At 72.5% G+C, this 15,561-nt stretch carries 14 protein-coding genes; 10 read left to right on the forward strand and 4 right to left on the reverse strand.

Features of this window, described 5'->3' with window-relative positions:
- Window positions 1–5: 5 nt before the first annotated feature.
- The gene (gene guaA / locus HGK34_RS00105; protein ID WP_307815585.1) at window positions 6–1,607 is read right to left on the reverse strand and encodes a glutamine-hydrolyzing GMP synthase; all 1,602 of its coding nucleotides are present in this window, start codon (window positions 1,605–1,607) and stop codon (window positions 6–8) included.
- Between the two features lie 258 nt (window positions 1,608–1,865).
- Between guaA and HGK34_RS00110 the strand changes: the two genes are divergently transcribed.
- The 4 genes from HGK34_RS00110 (at window position 1,866) to HGK34_RS00125 (ending at window position 5,481) form a co-directional block, all read left to right on the forward strand.
- Window positions 1,866–2,279, forward strand: a complete 414-nt coding sequence (locus tag HGK34_RS00110; protein WP_201844537.1) for a DUF3817 domain-containing protein — start codon at window positions 1,866–1,868, stop codon at window positions 2,277–2,279.
- A gap of 133 nt (window positions 2,280–2,412) precedes the next feature.
- Window positions 2,413–3,564, forward strand: a complete 1,152-nt coding sequence (locus tag HGK34_RS00115) for a hypothetical protein (RefSeq protein WP_201844538.1) — start codon at window positions 2,413–2,415, stop codon at window positions 3,562–3,564.
- A gap of 75 nt (window positions 3,565–3,639) precedes the next feature.
- Window positions 3,640–4,815, forward strand: coding sequence for a MalY/PatB family protein (locus tag HGK34_RS00120; protein WP_201844893.1), 1,176 nt, complete (start codon window positions 3,640–3,642; stop codon window positions 4,813–4,815).
- A 42-nt stretch (window positions 4,816–4,857) separates the two neighbouring features.
- Complete coding sequence (locus HGK34_RS00125; protein ID WP_307815587.1) at window positions 4,858–5,481, forward strand: prepilin peptidase; 624 nt, start codon at window positions 4,858–4,860, stop codon at window positions 5,479–5,481.
- A gap of 125 nt (window positions 5,482–5,606) precedes the next feature.
- Here the strand turns inward: HGK34_RS00125 and HGK34_RS00130 are convergent, their stop codons facing one another.
- Both HGK34_RS00130 and HGK34_RS00135 read right to left on the reverse strand, forming a co-directional pair.
- A complete protein-coding gene (locus HGK34_RS00130) occupies window positions 5,607–6,008 on the reverse strand; it encodes a hypothetical protein (protein WP_201844958.1) in 402 nt (133 codons plus the stop codon).
- Window positions 6,005–7,570: a PspC domain-containing protein gene (locus tag HGK34_RS00135; RefSeq protein ID WP_201844539.1), complete on the reverse strand. Its 1,566-nt coding sequence runs from the start codon at window positions 7,568–7,570 to the stop codon at window positions 6,005–6,007. Before HGK34_RS00135 ends, HGK34_RS00130 begins: the two co-directional genes overlap by 4 nt.
- Before the next feature lie 135 nt (window positions 7,571–7,705).
- Here HGK34_RS00135 and HGK34_RS00140 point away from each other — a divergent pair, with 135 nt between their 5' ends.
- From HGK34_RS00140 to HGK34_RS00155, 4 genes are all read left to right on the forward strand, one after another.
- Window positions 7,706–9,160 carry an ATP-binding protein gene (locus tag HGK34_RS00140; protein ID WP_201844540.1) on the forward strand — a complete coding sequence of 485 codons (1,455 nt, stop codon included), beginning with the start codon at window positions 7,706–7,708 and terminating at the stop codon, window positions 9,158–9,160.
- Entirely contained in the window at window positions 9,157–9,846 is a 690-nt protein-coding gene (locus HGK34_RS00145) for a LuxR C-terminal-related transcriptional regulator (protein ID WP_201844541.1), read from the forward strand. The genes HGK34_RS00140 and HGK34_RS00145 overlap by 4 nt, the downstream gene beginning before the upstream one ends.
- 94 nt (window positions 9,847–9,940) lie before the next feature.
- A complete protein-coding gene (locus HGK34_RS00150) occupies window positions 9,941–10,435 on the forward strand; it encodes a DUF456 domain-containing protein (RefSeq protein WP_201844542.1) in 495 nt (164 codons plus the stop codon).
- Window positions 10,436–10,550: 115 nt separating this feature from the next.
- Complete coding sequence (locus tag HGK34_RS00155; RefSeq protein ID WP_201844543.1) at window positions 10,551–11,009, forward strand: GNAT family N-acetyltransferase; 459 nt, start codon at window positions 10,551–10,553, stop codon at window positions 11,007–11,009.
- 37 nt (window positions 11,010–11,046) lie between these two features.
- Here HGK34_RS00155 and HGK34_RS00160 read toward each other — a convergent pair whose 3' ends face one another.
- The gene (locus HGK34_RS00160) at window positions 11,047–12,216 is read right to left on the reverse strand and encodes a glycosyltransferase family 4 protein (protein WP_201844544.1); all 1,170 of its coding nucleotides are present in this window, start codon (window positions 12,214–12,216) and stop codon (window positions 11,047–11,049) included.
- Window positions 12,217–12,467: 251 nt separating this feature from the next.
- Here HGK34_RS00160 and HGK34_RS00165 point away from each other — a divergent pair, with 251 nt between their 5' ends.
- Together HGK34_RS00165 and HGK34_RS00170 are read left to right on the forward strand one after the other, a co-directional pair.
- Window positions 12,468–14,000, forward strand: a complete 1,533-nt coding sequence (locus tag HGK34_RS00165) for a sugar transferase (protein WP_307815588.1) — start codon at window positions 12,468–12,470, stop codon at window positions 13,998–14,000.
- A 142-nt stretch (window positions 14,001–14,142) separates the two neighbouring features.
- Complete coding sequence (locus HGK34_RS00170) at window positions 14,143–15,507, forward strand: serine hydrolase domain-containing protein (RefSeq protein WP_201844545.1); 1,365 nt, start codon at window positions 14,143–14,145, stop codon at window positions 15,505–15,507.
- Window positions 15,508–15,561 lie beyond the last annotated feature (54 nt).

The following is a 15,561-nucleotide window of genomic DNA, read 5'->3' on the forward strand; positions in this document are numbered from 1 at the left end:
CGCGCTCACTCCCACTCGATGGTGCCCGGCGGCTTGCTCGTGACGTCGAGGGTGACCCGGTTGATCTCGCGCACCTCGTTGGTGATGCGGGTCGAGATGACCGACAGGACGTCGTACGGCAGGCGCGTCCAGTCCGCCGTCATCGCGTCCTCGGAGCTGACCGGGCGCAGCACGATCGGGTGCCCGTAGGTGCGGCCGTCGCCCTGCACGCCCACGGACCGGACGTCCGCCAGCAGCACCACGGGGCACTGCCAGATCTCGCCGTCCAGCCCGGCCCGGGTCAGCTCCTCGCGCGCGATCGCGTCGGCGCGGCGCAGGATCTCCAGGTTGTGCTCGGTCACCTCGCCCACGATGCGGATGCCCAGGCCCGGCCCGGGGAACGGCTGCCGGGAGACGATCTCCTCGGGTACGCCGAGCTCACGCCCGACGGCCCGCACCTCGTCCTTGAACAGCGTCCGCAGCGGCTCGACCAGGGAGAAGGTGAGGTCGTCCGGGAGCCCGCCCACGTTGTGGTGGGACTTGATGTTGGCGGCGCCCTCACCGCCGCCGGACTCCACCACATCGGGGTAGAGCGTGCCCTGGACCAGGAACTTCACTTCCTCGCCGTGCGCCCCGGCCTCGGCGACGATGTCCCGCTGGGCGTCCTCGAACACGCGGATGAACTCGCGCCCGATGATCTTGCGCTTCTGCTCCGGGTCCGTCACGCCCGCGAGTGCCCCGAGGAACCGCTCCTTCTCGTGCCGGATGACGAGGTTCACGCCGGTGGCGGCGACGAAGTCGCGCTCGATCTGCTCCACCTCACCGGCACGCATGAGGCCGTGGTCCACGTGGACGCAGGTGAGCTGGTCGCCCACGGCCTTCTGCACCAGCGCGGCCGCGACGGCGGAGTCGACGCCGCCGGACAGCGCGCAGATCACCCGCGCGTCCCCGATCTGGGCCCGGATGGCCTCCACCTGCTCGGCCACGACGTTGTCCGCCGTCCAGTCGGGGGCCAGCCCCGCGCCGTCGTACAGGAAGTGCTCCAGGACCGCCTGGCCGTGCTCGGAGTGCTTCACCTCGGGATGCCACTGCACGCCGTACAGCCGCCGCTCACGGTCCTCGAAGGCGGCCACCGGGGCGCCGGCGCTGGTGGCCAGCACCTCGAAGCCGGGAGGCGCGGCCCGCACGGCGTCGCCGTGGCTCATCCACGTGACCTGGTGGGCGGGCGTGCCGTCGAGCAGGATGCCGGTGGCGCACACGTCGACGTCGGTGCCGCCGAACTCGCTCAGCCCGGTCCGGGCGACGTCGCCGCCGAGCGCCTGGGCCATCGCCTGGAAGCCGTAGCAGATGCCCATGACGGGCACCCCGGCGTCGAACAGCTTGGGGTCGACGGCGGGAGCACCGTCGGCGTACACCGACGACGGGCCACCGGACAGGATGATCGCCGCGGGATCCTTGGCGAGCAGCTGGTCGACGGTGGCCGTGTGCGGCACGATCTCCGAGTACACCTTCGCCTCGCGCACGCGGCGGGCGATGAGCTGGGCGTACTGGGCGCCGAAGTCGACCACCAGCACGGGACGGTGCTGGTGCGGTTCGGCGAGTGGCTGGTTCTCGGCGGCGGACGTCACCCGAAGATTCTAAGAGGTCGCGCGGCTCGCTCGTGCCGCGGCCGTGGCGCCCGGTGTGTGGTGTGTCCCGCACCTTCCGGGAAGCCGGCGCCGCGGCGTGCCGCGCCGGCCGTCCGGACCCCGGGGGAGGGCCGGCACCTGCGGGGTGTCGGGGTGCGCCGGGGGATCGCTGCCGGGTACATCGCTGCCGGGTACATCGCTGCCGGGTACATCGCTGCCGTGTACATCGCCCCCGGCGACGTCGCCTAGGCTCGGAACGTGAGCACCGCCGAGCCCGAGAGCCCGTCCGTCCCCTCTGCCGAGGCCGCCGCCACCGCGATCCGCAAGGCGCGCGGCTCCCTCGCGCGATACCGCGTCCTCGCGATCGTGACCGGGGTGATGCTGCTGATCCTCGTGGTGGAGCTGGGGATCAAGTACCTCCTGGGGGCGGTGGTCGACGTAAGCCCGGTGATGCCGTTCATCGCGTGGGTCCCCTTCGCGCACGGCTGGATCTACGTGGTGTATCTGGTGACGGTCGCGGACCTGTGGTCGAAGATGCGCTGGGGCTTCGGGCGTCTGGTGACGATGGTGCTGGCAGGCGTCGTGCCGGTGATGTCGTTCGTCCTGGAGCGCAAGATCCACGCCGAGGCGGAGACCAAGCTCGAGGCGCTCGCGGAGCGCTTCGCCGCCTGAGTATTCGGACGCATCGGCCATGTCCGTCACGTCCGTGCATTTTCTATCTCAACAACGTAACGGTCGTTGACCTAGATCGCCAAGCTTTGGAAAGATAGTTCCACGTAGAACTTCACCCGAAGCGGGGGCGGTTATGGGTGGGACGACTCTCCTCTATCTGGCGGTAGCGGCCGCCGTGCTGGCGATCCCGGCAGCCATCCTGGTCTCGATCGCGACGGTGGCGTCGGGCTTCTCGGGGCTGTTGCGCGTGGGGTTCGGAGCCCTTCGAACGGGCGTGATCCCCGAGCATCGATATGTCCGTGACCACGACATCGACCAGCTTTCCGCCGTCCGGGGCATCGCCGGCGTCGTCCTGCTGGTCGCGGCGGAGCTGATCCGGTCCCGGGCGGTACCCACCGCGCTGCCGGCCCCCATCCCGGATGCCGGGCTGCCGTCCTGGATCGGGATTCTCGCCCACGGGACGCTCTGGGCGGTCTGCTCGCTCGTCGTCGTAGCGCTCTTAATGTCTCTTGGGTCTCTCTTGATGTACAAAAGGCAGGTTCGTTACCCTCCGCCCGTGACGCCCGAGGACGGCAGGGCGCGGTCCGTCCTCTCACCGTTCCTGGCCTTGCGTGCCCCCGTGACCCTTGCGGTCGTCGGCGCCCTGACCGTCGCCTACGCGATGATCCTGCCGCCGCTGTGGCCGGAGGGTGGAGCCGAGCTCCCCGAGGCGCAACTGCCCGAGGTGGGACCCCTGCTGCTGCTGACCGTGCTGATGATCGTCGGGATCATCGGGATGATCCTGCTCGTCGGTGTCGTCGTCGTCGGGCTGCCGCTGGCCATCACCTTCCACTCCCGTGCCGCCGACGGCCATCCCGCGCTCCCGGCGCTCTGGTCGCTGGCTCTGGTCGGGCTGTACGCCGTGCAGCGGGCCCCGGAGTGGTACGACGCGGCCGCCGGCGCGGTGTCCGGCCTCCTGCACGGCGGCGCTGCCGGCGCTGCGGGCGGGGCCGGCACCGAGTACCTGGCGACGGCCGCGATGCCCGGCCTCACGGGAACGCTGATCGTGGTCTCGATCTCGGTGTGGGAGCTCGCGCGCCTGCACGTCGTGCACGGCATCGACCCGTGGACGCCGACCGCCGTCCTGACCCCGGAGCACGGTGCCGAGGCCGACAACCCGCTCCGTGCCGAGCCGCAGGCGCTCACCGAGCTGCGCTCGGACAACCCGCAGAAGGCGGGAGCAGCCTGGATGCCTCGCTATCTGCGCCGGAAGCTGGGGCAGGCCGGCCAGACGGTCAAGGGGTAGACCAGGCCACGGCAGGGACAGGGCCGAACACCCTGTCGTGCCCCTGCCTCCGTTTGGTTGAATGCCCACGTGACCATGCACCCCTTCGACACCATCACCGCCGACCAGCTGCGCGACGCCGGCAGCACGAAGTGGACCGCCTTCCCTGGCACGATCGGGGCGTGGGTGGCCGAGATGGACTTCGGCACGTCGCCCGAGGTCACCAAGGCCGTGCACGACGCCGTCGACCGCGCCGTGCTCGGGTACCTGCCCAAGGCCCTGGCCACCGAGATGTCCGAGTCCTACGCCCGGTTCGCCGCCGACCGGTACGGCTGGGCGGTCGACCCGGCCCACGTGCGCCCGGTGTCCGACGTGCTGACCGCGCTCGAACTCGTCATCACCCACTACTCGCGGCCCGGCTCGCCGATCATCCTGCCGACGCCCGCCTACATGCCGTTCCTCACCCTTCCGCGCACGCTGGGCCGCGACATCATCCAGGTACCGATGTCGGTCGCCGACGGTCCCGGAGGCCCGCGGTACACCTACGACCTCGACGCGCTCGACGCCGCGTTCGCCGCCGGCGGGCACCTCATGGTGCTGTGCAACCCGCACAACCCCGTCGGCCGCGTCCTCACGCCCGACGAGATGAACCAGATCGCCGAGGTCGTGGACCGTCACGGCGGCCGGGTCTTCGCCGACGAGATCCACGCGCCGCTGACCTTCGAGCCGCACCGCCACGTCCCCTACGCCTCCCTGTCCGAGACGGCGGCAGGCCACACCGTCACGGCCACCTCGGCGTCGAAGGCATGGAACCTTCCCGGCATGAAGTGCGCCCAGCTGGTGCTGTCGAACGCGGCGGACATCGCCACCTGGAACGAGGTGGGGCACCACGCCGAGATGCAGGCCGCGACACTCGGCGTCGTCGCCGCCCGGGCCGCCTACGACGAGTCGCGCGCCTGGCTCGACGACACCCTTGCCTACCTGCGGGGCAACTACGCCGCACTGGTCGACGACGTGGCCGGCCTCCTCCCCGGCGTGACCGTCACCCCGCTGGAGGGCACCTATCTCTCCTGGCTGGACTGTCGCGAGCTCGACCTCGGTGACGCGTCCTCGCCCGCTGAGCTCTTCCGCACCCGGGCGGGTGTCACGACGACCGACGGTGCCCTGTGCGGGGAGGTCGGGAAGGGCTTCGTCCGTCTCAACCTGGCCATGCCACGCCCCGTCCTGGCCGACGCGCTCACGGCGATGGGCGAGGCCGCCGCCCGCGGCTGACCTCACCGTCCACGAACCGGTGACCGTGTCTAGGCTCGTCCCGTGACTGCATCCGAAGCCCTCCCGGCACCTCCGTCCGGCCCTCTGCCCACCAGGATCGTCACGGAGATCCGGCCCTTCGCCCGGTCCGTGGCGGTGGTCGCCGTCCTGGCCGTCGCCTGGGCGGTGTGGGCCGCGGGGGCGTCGTGGGCGGCCCCGGCCGTCGTGGTGCTGGCCGTGGCCGGTGCGGCGCTCGGGGTGATCGACGCGCGGACGCACCGCCTGCCGAACGCGATCGTGTACCCGGCCACGGCACTCGTGGGCGGGCTCCTGGTGCTCGCTGCCGTGGCCGGAGCACTCACCGGCGGGCCGTCCTGGGACGCGCTGGGCCGAGCCGCGCTGGGATTCGCCGCGCATGCGGGCTTCTACCTGCTGATGTGGCTGATCTTCCAGGGCGGGATCGGTCTGGGCGACGTGAAGCTGGCCGGGATCCTCGGCGCGGTCACGGCCTGGTGGGGCTGGGACACGTTCCTGGTGGGGGCGACGGCACCCTACGTGGTGGGCGGTGCGGTGGCCGTCGTGCTCCTGCTGTTCCGCCTCGCCGGACGCAAGTCGTACATCCCCTTCGGCCCGTTCATGCTCCTGGGCGTTGTGGCGGCCCTCACGTGGGGCCGGCTGGTGTCCTGACGCGGGAGCCGGACGGCCGGTCGCGACCACGCCGTCCTGCGCGGTGGCATGGCAGCCACGACGCCGGACGGCGTGGTCGCGAGGCGGTGACCTGCCGGGTGGGTCAGGGCCTCGGGAGGGGGCGGTCAGGGTTCGTTGCGGCGGCGGAAACTCGAGACGATCGAGCCCGCCACCAGGGCGATGCCGGCGCCGCCGAGCAGCAGGATCGCCGCGAAGCTGACATCGATGCGGGCGCCCGCCGTGGCGGCGAGCACGCCCAGCCCGACCGCCAGGACCACCAGCCCCCACACGATCGTCCCGACCCGCGGCCCCTGCGAGGCCGCCGGAGGTGTCGCCGGCGGGTTCGCGGTGCCGGCGTCCGGCGCCTCGTACGTGACCGTGTCCTGCTTCGTGACGGTGTCCTCCTCGGGGCGCGTGCCCTCCTGGGTGGCCGTGTCCTCCTGGGGGGCCATGCCGTTCTCGTGGATGCCGGGGGACGAGCCGGTGCTCTCCGGGGCCTCGTCGGGCCCGTGGGTGTTCTCGTTCACTGTGCCTCCTCGATGATGAGATCGCCCGCGGTGACCTCGACGAGCAGGCGGAGCTCCGCCCCGTCGTCGCCGACCTCGTCGCTGGTGATCTCGACCTGCTGGTCGTTGACCCCGCTGTAGGTGCGGTCGTCGCCGTCCACGAACCACTCCAGTGCCCCGGCGGAGAGCCGGCCGTCGACCTCCACCGCGGCGTCCGCGGGAACGACGACCGTCGCCGCGCCGGCGCCGACGGCGATCGGCACCTCGACCGGCTCGGCCGGGTCGACGCCGGACAGGTCGAGCTCCGTCAGGTCGATGGTGGGCTCGCCCCAGCTGACCGCGTACCCGCGCTCCGCCTCGGCGATCCGGCTCGGTGAGAACGTGCCGTCGGAGATCGGGGCTCCGGGCTCGTGGCCGTCCACGCGGCCGTCGAAGTCGAGGACGTCGCCGACGACGTCGCGGCCCTCGTCGATCCGCCCGGGACCGTCCACCTGCAGCCATCCCAGTGTCGGTACACCCAGGACGAGGCCGATGATCGCCATCGCACCCAGGCCGCCGCTCGATCGGCCGCGGAGTCCCGCGACGACGATCGCGACGCCGATGATCGCCAGGGAGATCCCGATCCAGGCACCCCAGAGGCCCGCGTCGCCGTCGGACAGGTAGGGGATCGCGCCGTCCAGGACGAGCTCGTCGAGCAGGAGCGCGGCACCGGCGAGCAGGATCAGCCCGAGGACGATCCCGGCGCCGCCACCCTTGCGCCGCGGCGGGCGTGGCGGCAGCGGCTGCGCGTACGGGGCCCCCGTGTAGGGCGCGGCGGGCGTCCCGGGCGGCATGCCGGACGTCCCGGCGTACGGTGCGTGCGCGGCAGGCGGCGCCTCGGGTCCGGTGGAGGTGTGGTCGGCCAGGCCGACGGTCTCGCTGGCCGCCGGTGGTCCGGCCGGGCCCGCCCCGGGACCGGCCGGCGTCGTCGGGGGGTGCGCGGGCGCGTACGGCTGCGGATGTGCGGGCGGGTAGGGCTGCGCGTGCGGCTCACCCTCCGTGGAGGGCCGACGCCGGGCCGCCTGGACCAGGAGGTAGACGATCCCGCTGACGACGGCCAGCCAGAACAGTGCCGCGAGCCACCCCGCGTCCACGTCCCACCAGCCCCACGGGCCGCCCCACGCGAACCCGAAGAGGAACATCGTGGCCGCGCCGAGCAGGGCGACGTCGAAGTTGCCGCGGACCGCCTCCTCGAGGTGGATGCGGCCGTCGGACTGCTCCGGCAGCAGGGCCCAGCCGAGGCCGTACGCGATGAGCCCGATGCCGCCCAGGAAGACGGTGATGACGAACAGGCCGCGCACCAGCAGCGGGTCCCAGCCGAGGCGGTCGGCCACGCCGGACGCGACACCGCCGACCCAGCGCCGGTCGGCACGGTAGAGGCGGGTGCGCCGGATCGAGTCGAAGAAACCGGAACCGGCCGGGCGGGGCTGCGACCCCGGCGGCTGCTGCGGCGGGGCCTGCTCCTCGAAGGACGTCTGCTGGGCGCTCGGTTCGGGCTCGCCCGGTGGCGTCGGCCCCTCACCTGCGGTCGGGTCTGTGGTCATGACTCCATGGTGGTCGACGGCGTCCGCCGCCGGGATCCGGTGCTGCCCTGAACCGACCCTGGTTCGCCGTCGCGGGCACCCTGAGATGTGCCCCGGCGGGTCCTCAGGGGCGTCGCGACGTGCCACGATCGTGCTGTGACGAACCAAGCAGCGCCGACGGCGGGCAGTCCGCCCGCCGGCCCGAGCGGCGACCCGGCCCCCACCGCGCCCGCCCGCCTCACCTTGCGGCGCCCTCGCGAGGGCCGCTGGATCGCGGGGGTGGCCACGGGGCTCGCGGCGCACATGGGCCTGCCGGTCTGGCTGGTCCGCCTGCTCTTCGTCCTGACCACGTTCCTGAACGGGGCGGGCCTTCTCGCCTACGTGTTCTGGTGGGTGACGGTGCCCCCGGGACGTCCGGAAGCCGTCTCCGGTTCGGACCCCGCACGGTCCCGGCTGGCGCCTCGCCTTGCCCGCGCCGACGCGTCCGGCGACACCGCGCCCGCCTCGCTCACCGACCGTCTGCGCCTGTCCGGTCCGGTCACCCGGCTCAACACCCGCGACATCACCATCGGGGTCGTGCTGCTCAGCGGTGCGGCTCTGCTGCTCGCCGTCCAGGCAGGCTGGGACCTGTGGGCGTCCTGGCTGCTGCCCGCCCTGATCGTGCTGGGCGGTATCGCCCTGGCCTGGAGCCAGCTCGACGGGACCACGCGCGGGCGATGGCTCGGCGACAGCCCGCGCACGCGGGCCGGAATGCTGCGGCTGGTCGGCGGGATCCTGCTGACGATGGTCGGCGTGCTCATGCTGGTGGGTCAGGAGGCGGCGATCAGCACGATGGTGCGGGCCACCGTGGCCTCGGTGGCGGTGGTGGCGGGCGTGATCCTCGTCCTCGCCCCGTGGTGGCTGAAACTGGTGCGTGAGCTCGGTGACGAGCGGGCCGCCCGCGCCCGGGAGGCCGAGCGCGCCGACATCGCCGCGCACCTGCACGACTCGGTGCTGCAGACCCTCGCCCTCATCCGTGCCCGCGCCGACGACTCCGAGTCCGTGTCCCGCATGGCACGTGCCCAGGAACGCGAGCTGCGCGAGTGGCTCTACGACGACCGGCCGTCGCCCGGGGAGTCCCTCGCCGCCGAACTGCGCGACCTCGTGGGGCAGGTCGAGGACGCGTTCGCGCCCCTGACCGTGGACACGGTGGCGGTGGGCGACTGCGTCCCCGGGGCGAGCACGGCGGCGCTGCTGCAGGCCACGCGTGAGGCCCTGGTCAATGCCGCCACCCACGGCCGTCCGCCGGTCTCGGTGTACCTCGAGGTGGGCGAGGACTCCGTGGAGACGTTCGTCCGCGACCGCGGGGACGGCTTCGACATCGACGAGATCGCGCCGGACAGGTTCGGGGTGCGGGAGTCCATCCTCGGGCGCATCCGGCGGCGCGACGGCGTCGCCGAGGTGCAGAGTCGGCCAGGATGGGGCACGGAGGTGCGGATGCGGGTGCCCCGCGAGGAGGCGCCGTCGGGCAGGTCGAGGTCCGGCGGAACCGGGGCCGGCGACCCGGGCCGTGGCGCACCCGGACCTGCCGCATCGAGCCCCACCACCGTGAAGACCGAGGAGAACCCATGACCACGGAAGACCGGACCCCCACACGTGTACCCGTCGTGCTCGTCGACGACCACCACATGTTCCGCACCGGCGTGCGTGCCTCCCTCGACGAGCGCGTCGCCGTCCTGGGCGAGGCGGACAACGTCGACTCCGCGGTCGCCGTCGTGCACGAGAAGCGGCCACCGGTGGTGCTGCTCGACGTGCACCTGCCCGGCGGGAACGGGGGCGGGGGAGCCGAGGTGGTGCAGCGCTGCGCGGACCTGGCGCGCCCGAACGGCGGGGTGCCCGTGCGGTTCCTGGCGCTGTCCGTGTCCGACGCGGCCGAGGACGTGGTGGCCGTCATCCGGGCGGGTGCGCGCGGGTACGTCACCAAGAACATCTCCGGTCCGGAGCTGTCGGCCGCGGTGGTCCGGGTGGCGGGCGGGGACGCGGTGTTCTCCCCCCGGCTCGCCGGGTTCGTGCTGGACGCGTTCGGCACGGGCACCGCGGACATCGCGGTCGCCGACGACGAGCTCGACCGCCTCTCGAAGCGTGAGCAGGAGGTCATGCGGCTGATCGCCCGCGGCTACTCCTACCGGGAGGTGGCGAGCGAGCTGTTCATCTCGATCAAGACCGTCGAGACGCACGTCTCGGCGGTGCTGCGCAAGCTCCAGCTCTCCTCGCGGTACGAGCTGACCCGCTGGGCGGCGGCGCGCCGGCTGCTGTAGCGGTTCGGGCGCGTTGCCGTCTTTTTCCTGGTCCTGATGCCGCGCCGGTACGCTCGGCCCGTCACACTCGCCGACGGACGGGAAGTACCGAACTGTGGTCGTCAACTTCGATGGCACGACCGAGGTCCTCGTGGGCCTCGCGATCCTGGTGGGGCTCATCGGGATCGTCGTCCCCGTGCTGCCCGGCAGCATCCTGGTCGGCGGGGCGATCCTGGTGTGGGCATTCCTCACGGGTGGCCCGGTGGCCTGGACGGTCTTCGCGGTCGCGGCGGTCTTCCTCGTGGTCGCCGAGATCCTGCAGTACGTCGTGGCCGGCGGGCACATGAAGCGCTCCGAGGTGCCGACGTCGACGATCGTGCTCGGCGGTGTCGCCGGTGTGATCGGCTTCTTCGTGGTGCCGGTGGTGGGCCTGTTCCTGTTCTTCGCGGTGGCGGTGTTCCTGGTCGAGCTGGTCCGGCGGCAGGACCGGGTGACGGCCTGGCGCGCCACGGTCGCTGCCCTCCAGGCGAGTGCGATGACGATCGGCATCCAGCTCCTCGGGGCTCTCGCCGCGGCCACGGCGTGGATCATCGGGCTCTTCCTGGTGTGATCCCGGACGGGCCGGCGTGATCCCGGACGGGGCGGCCCGGCCGCCTGCCGCGGCGTCGTCGACCCATGCGGTCCCGGACCGCGGAGAGGGCTCCCGACTGGGGGAGGATGGGCAGGTGGAGATCATCGTCAGCCATCTCAGCGAGCTCGACCCGGACGTCGCCTACGGCGTGTGGCGCTTGCGCCAGGACGTGTTCGTGGTGGAACAGGAGTGCCCGTACCCGGACCTGGACGGCCGGGACCTGGAACCGGCCGCGACGCAGGTGGTCCTGCTCGGTTCCGCGGACGACGGCCGGCCCCGCGTCCTCGGGACCGCGCGCGTGCTGGACGACGGCGATCTCTGGCGCATCGGCCGCGTGTGCCTGGACCGCGCGGCGCGCGGGCAGGGCCTGGCCGACGACGTCATGCGCGCCGCGCTGGCGCACGTCAACGCGGCGGAGGACAGCCGGGACGTCGTCCTCGACGCGCAGGCGCCCCTCGCGGGCTGGTACGCCACCTTCGGTTTCCTGCCGGACGGCGAGGACTTCCTCGAGGACGGCATCCCCCACATCCCGATGCGCCTGTGGCGTCCCTGACCGGTCCCGCGGCGGGCAGCGCGCGCCGGGCGGCCGGTCAGGCGTGCCGGGGCAGGACCACGCGGGCCATCTGGGTGCGGTAGCGCTCCACGCCGAAGCGCTCCTCGGAGTCCTTGCGGCCGGTCGTGGCGAGCGCGGCCGCGCGCTCCGGGTCGTCCAGCAGTTCGGCGACGGCTCCCGCCAGGGCCTCGGGGTCACCGGGCGGCACACTCCGCCCGGTCTCGCCGTCGCGCACGATCTCGGCCAGGCCCTGGGTGCGGCTCACCACGAGGGGCCGCTGTGCCCGCAGGGCCTGGACGGCGACGTTCCCGAACGGTTCGACCCGAGAGGGCACGACGACGACGTCGGCGCGGGCGAACCACTCCCACGGATCGGCGTATCCCGCGAAGTCGACGGCGCCTGCGAGGTCGGGCCGGGTCGCCCGCGCCCGCAGCTCCTCCTCGAACCACTCGTAGCCCGCGAAGACCGAGCCGCACAGCGTGAGGCGCACGTCGCGGCCCTCCTGCCGCAGCCTGCCGACGGCCTCCAGCGCGACGTCCGTCCCCTTGCGCGGGGACAGCCGCCCGACCAGCACGACCCGGCGCGCCGTACCGGCCGGCGTCCCGGCCGGGTCCCCGGGGGAGCTGTCCGGATCCGGCCGCCCGGACGCCGCCGGGCCGTCGCCGGGTCCCGGGACACCGTTGTAGACGATCCGCGTCCGGCGTCGCAGCGGCGGTACGGCGCCGACGACGACGTCGCGCGCCGTCGCCGAGTTGACCACGACGTCCCGCGCCAGCAGCAGCGGTGCGTTGAGGCCGATGCGCACGGGGAGCGCGGCGTCGGCCTCGGCCTCGTGCACGTGACACACGGGAGCGACCCCGGCGAACCGGGAGATCCCGAGCCAGGCGGGGATGGTCACGGTGTTCACCACAACGGCGTGTGGCCGGTGGCGGCGGACGATGCCTACCATGCGCGGGGCCGCGCGGACGGTGTGCAGGAACAGCCCCGCGATCCCGCGAGGGGTCAGATGGGCCTTGCGCAGCACCGGCGCGTCGACGATCTCGACCTCGGCGCCCGCGTCGTGCAGTTCCGTCACGAGCGGTCCGTCCTGGGCAAGGGCGACGACGACGCTCGCCCCGGCCTGCCGCAGGGCGATGGCGGTCTCGACCAGCTGGAGGTCGGACCCGTACAGCTCGGCGGAGGGATGGGTGAGGAGCACCGTCGTCATGGCTGAACTGTGCCATCCCGCCACGGCGGTGCGCTTGTTGAGGTCACGGCAGCAAATGCCCATTCCGAGACACGCCAATCACGAAACGCGGGATATCGGATGAAATCGAGGGTGAACTTGCGATGAACGACAGGCAAGACTGCACTATCCGATTTACCGTGATCCCAACCCCGATCTTCACCGGCGTTCCGCACCTCGCACGGACGGCCGAGACAGGCATCGATCACAGCAAAATCTGAGGGGAATCGCGCGTGACCACAGAGGCCCTGATGGCCAAGGCCCCAGCCCTTTCCAGCCGCAGTACAGCGCCCCAGGAAGCGACGTCGCCCAGCATCATCTCCAGGGCCGCGGCCACCGCGGACAGGATCCTGCCCGGCCGCGCGCCCTGGCAGTCGCGCCACCGTGGGCTCGTCCGGGCGACCGACGCCCTCGTGGTGACGGCAGCGGTGGCGGCCGCCTACACCGCGCACCTGACCCGCTCGGCCGGTGAGGTCGATCTGATGGCCGTGCCGGTGCTCCTGGCGGCGGCGGCCGTCTGGCTGCTCGCCCTCGGGGCGAGCAAGGCCTATGACTGGCACCTCTTCGGAAGCGGGATGTCGGAGTACCGCAGGGTGCTCGGCGCCACCTGGAAAACGTTCAGCGTCGTGGTGATCATCGCGTGGCTGGCGACCCTCTCGGGGGTGCGTGATGTGCTTCTGGTGACATTCCCGCTGGGTGTGGCCGGTCTACTCACGGCGAGATTTGCCTGGCGCCGTCGAATTCTGCGTCTGCGCAAGCGGCACGCGGCCTGTACCACCGGAATCGTCGCCGTCGGGCACCGGGTTCAGGTGTCCCGGCTCGTCGAGAGGCTGGCGGACGCGCCGGACCACGGGTTCCACGTGATCGGCGCCTGCGTCCCGGCCGGGGAGGCGGGCATCGGCGAGACCATCGCCGGCGTGCCCGTGCTCGGCGACCCGGACCGCGCCGGGGAGGTCGCCGGACGCGTCGGCGCGGGCGCCGTGGCCGTCAGCGGCTCGCACGAGATCACCGCCGACGTCGTCCGCCGGCTGAGCTGGAACCTCGAGGCGCGTGGTATCGAGCTGATGCTCACGGCCGAACTGGCCGACGTGGCTCTGCCGCGGATCAGCGTGTCGCCTGTTCCCGGGATGTCGCTGCTGCACGTGGACCTGCCGCGGTTCAGCGGTCCGAAGTACGCCGTCAAGCAGGTCATGGACCGGTCGCTCGCCCTTGTCCTGACGGTGCTGGCGGCTCCGCTGATCGCGGTCCTCGCGCTGGCGGTCGCCGCCACGAGCCGCGGATGGCCGTTCTACGTCTCCGAGCGTGTGGGGCAGGGCGGGCGCGTCTTCCGTATGGTCAAGCTCCGCACGATGCACCAGGGGGCCGACCGTCTCGTCCCGACGCTCTCCGCGACGGACGAGGGGGCGGGCGTGCTCTTCAAGCTGCGCGACGATCCGCGCGTGACCGCGATCGGCCGGGTGCTGCGCCGCTACTCGCTCGACGAGCTGCCGCAGCTCTTCAACGTCCTGGCCGGGCACATGAGCCTCGTCGGGCCGCGCCCGCCGCTGCCTCACGAGGCGGCCGAGTACGAGGAGCGGATGCGGCGCCGGCTCCTCGTCAAGCCGGGCATGACAGGCCTGTGGCAGGTCCGGGGCCGGTCCGACCTGTCGTGGGACGAGACGGTGCGGTGCGACGTGTACTACGCCGAGAACTGGACGCCGCAGCTGGACCTGCTCATCCTCGTCGATACCGTCCGCGCCGTGGTCAGCGCGAGGGGCGCGTACTGACCCCCGCGCCTCAGGCATACGCGGCGGGCTTCCTCCCCAGGGAGGAACCGCCCACCCCGATCTCCCCGCCGATGTCCTCCCGGCGGCGGATCCACGAGCTGCTCGGGCGCCGTGACGATGAGCGTGAGCGAAGGAGGAATACATGATCCGATCAGTGAAGATGCTCCGATCGCGGCGCGGTGCGAGGGCCCTCGCGGGCGCTCTGCTCGCCGTGACGGTCCCCGCCGCGGGAGTGGCGGTGGCGGCTCCGGCGTCGTCGGTCCCGGGTCCCGACCGTCCGGCGGCCGGTTCCGTGGCGGGACCGGTGGATGCGGACCCTCAGGACCTGCTCGCGGTGGAGCTCGACGAGGCGGTGACCGACGCGAAGCGCATCCAGGACGCCCGGAACGCCACCGGGCCCCGGACACGCGGCGCGAGGCCCGGAGCGTCGTCGGCCGAGGTCACGGAGGCCCTTGACGACGCGGTGGCCGCCGTCGTCGAGGACGGCGCTCTGGGTGCCACGGCCCGGGTCGAGGCGCCTGGCGTGGACTGGGCAGGCGCCGCCGGGCTGCGTGAGCTCGGCCAGGCCCGGCGCGCCACCACGCACGACCGGTTCCGTGTCGCGAGCAACACCAAGACGATGATCGCCACGCTCGCGATGCAGGAGGTCGAGCGAGGGGCGTGGACGCTGGACACCACGGTGCAGGAGGTGCTCCCCGGGGTCCTGCCGGCCGAGGTCGGGCGTGTCGTGACCATCGAGCAGCTGATGAGCCACCGTTCTGGTGCGCCATCGCGCCATGTCCAGCAGATGATCGCCGACCGCATGGCCGACCCGGAGTCGTGGTCGGACTTCGTCGACGCGCTGGAGCAGCGATACACGATCAGCGACCACCTGGCCACGATCAACGCTCTTCCCTGGGAGTTCGAACCCGGTACGGATGGAAGCTACTCGAACGCGGGGTACGTCCTGCTCGGGCTCATGCTCGAGGAACAGACCGGGTGGCCGCTCGACACGCTGCTGCGGTTCCGGGTCTTCCTGCCCGCCGGGATGTGGCATGCGAGCTACCCCACCGAGCCGGGCGTCCGCGGTCCGTTCATGGTGGGTACGGTGTACGCCGGTGACGTCGGCTGGTGGTCGCTGGACGAGTTCGACCCGATGATGTTCGCCGCGGCGGGCGCGGCCACGGGCACCACGCGCGACCTGAACCGGCTGAACGAGGCCCTGTTCTCGGGTCGCCTGGTCGCGCCGGACACGGTCGAGGACATGCTCACCCCACGCGGCACCCTGTTCGGCGGCACGATCGAGTACGGCCTGGGTGTCTACCGCGTCCCGGACCCGTGTGCCGAGGGCGAGTACCTGTACGGGCACGACGGCGGTGCGTTCGGCACGGTCAGCGTCAACTGGTCCTCGCTCGACGGCGAGCGGCAGATCACTCTGGGAGTGAATGCCCGCGACGTCACCGGTGGTGAGACCCCGGCCTACGACCTCGGTGAGCTCCTGACGCCGATGCTGCTGGCGACCTGCTGAGGACCCCGCCCGGCCGGGCGCCCGAACGTGTCGGCGAACGCGCCGTCCGTGCCC

This window comes from Myceligenerans indicum (assembly GCF_016742955.1).
Lineage (GTDB): Bacteria > Actinomycetota > Actinomycetes > Actinomycetales > Cellulomonadaceae > Myceligenerans > Myceligenerans indicum.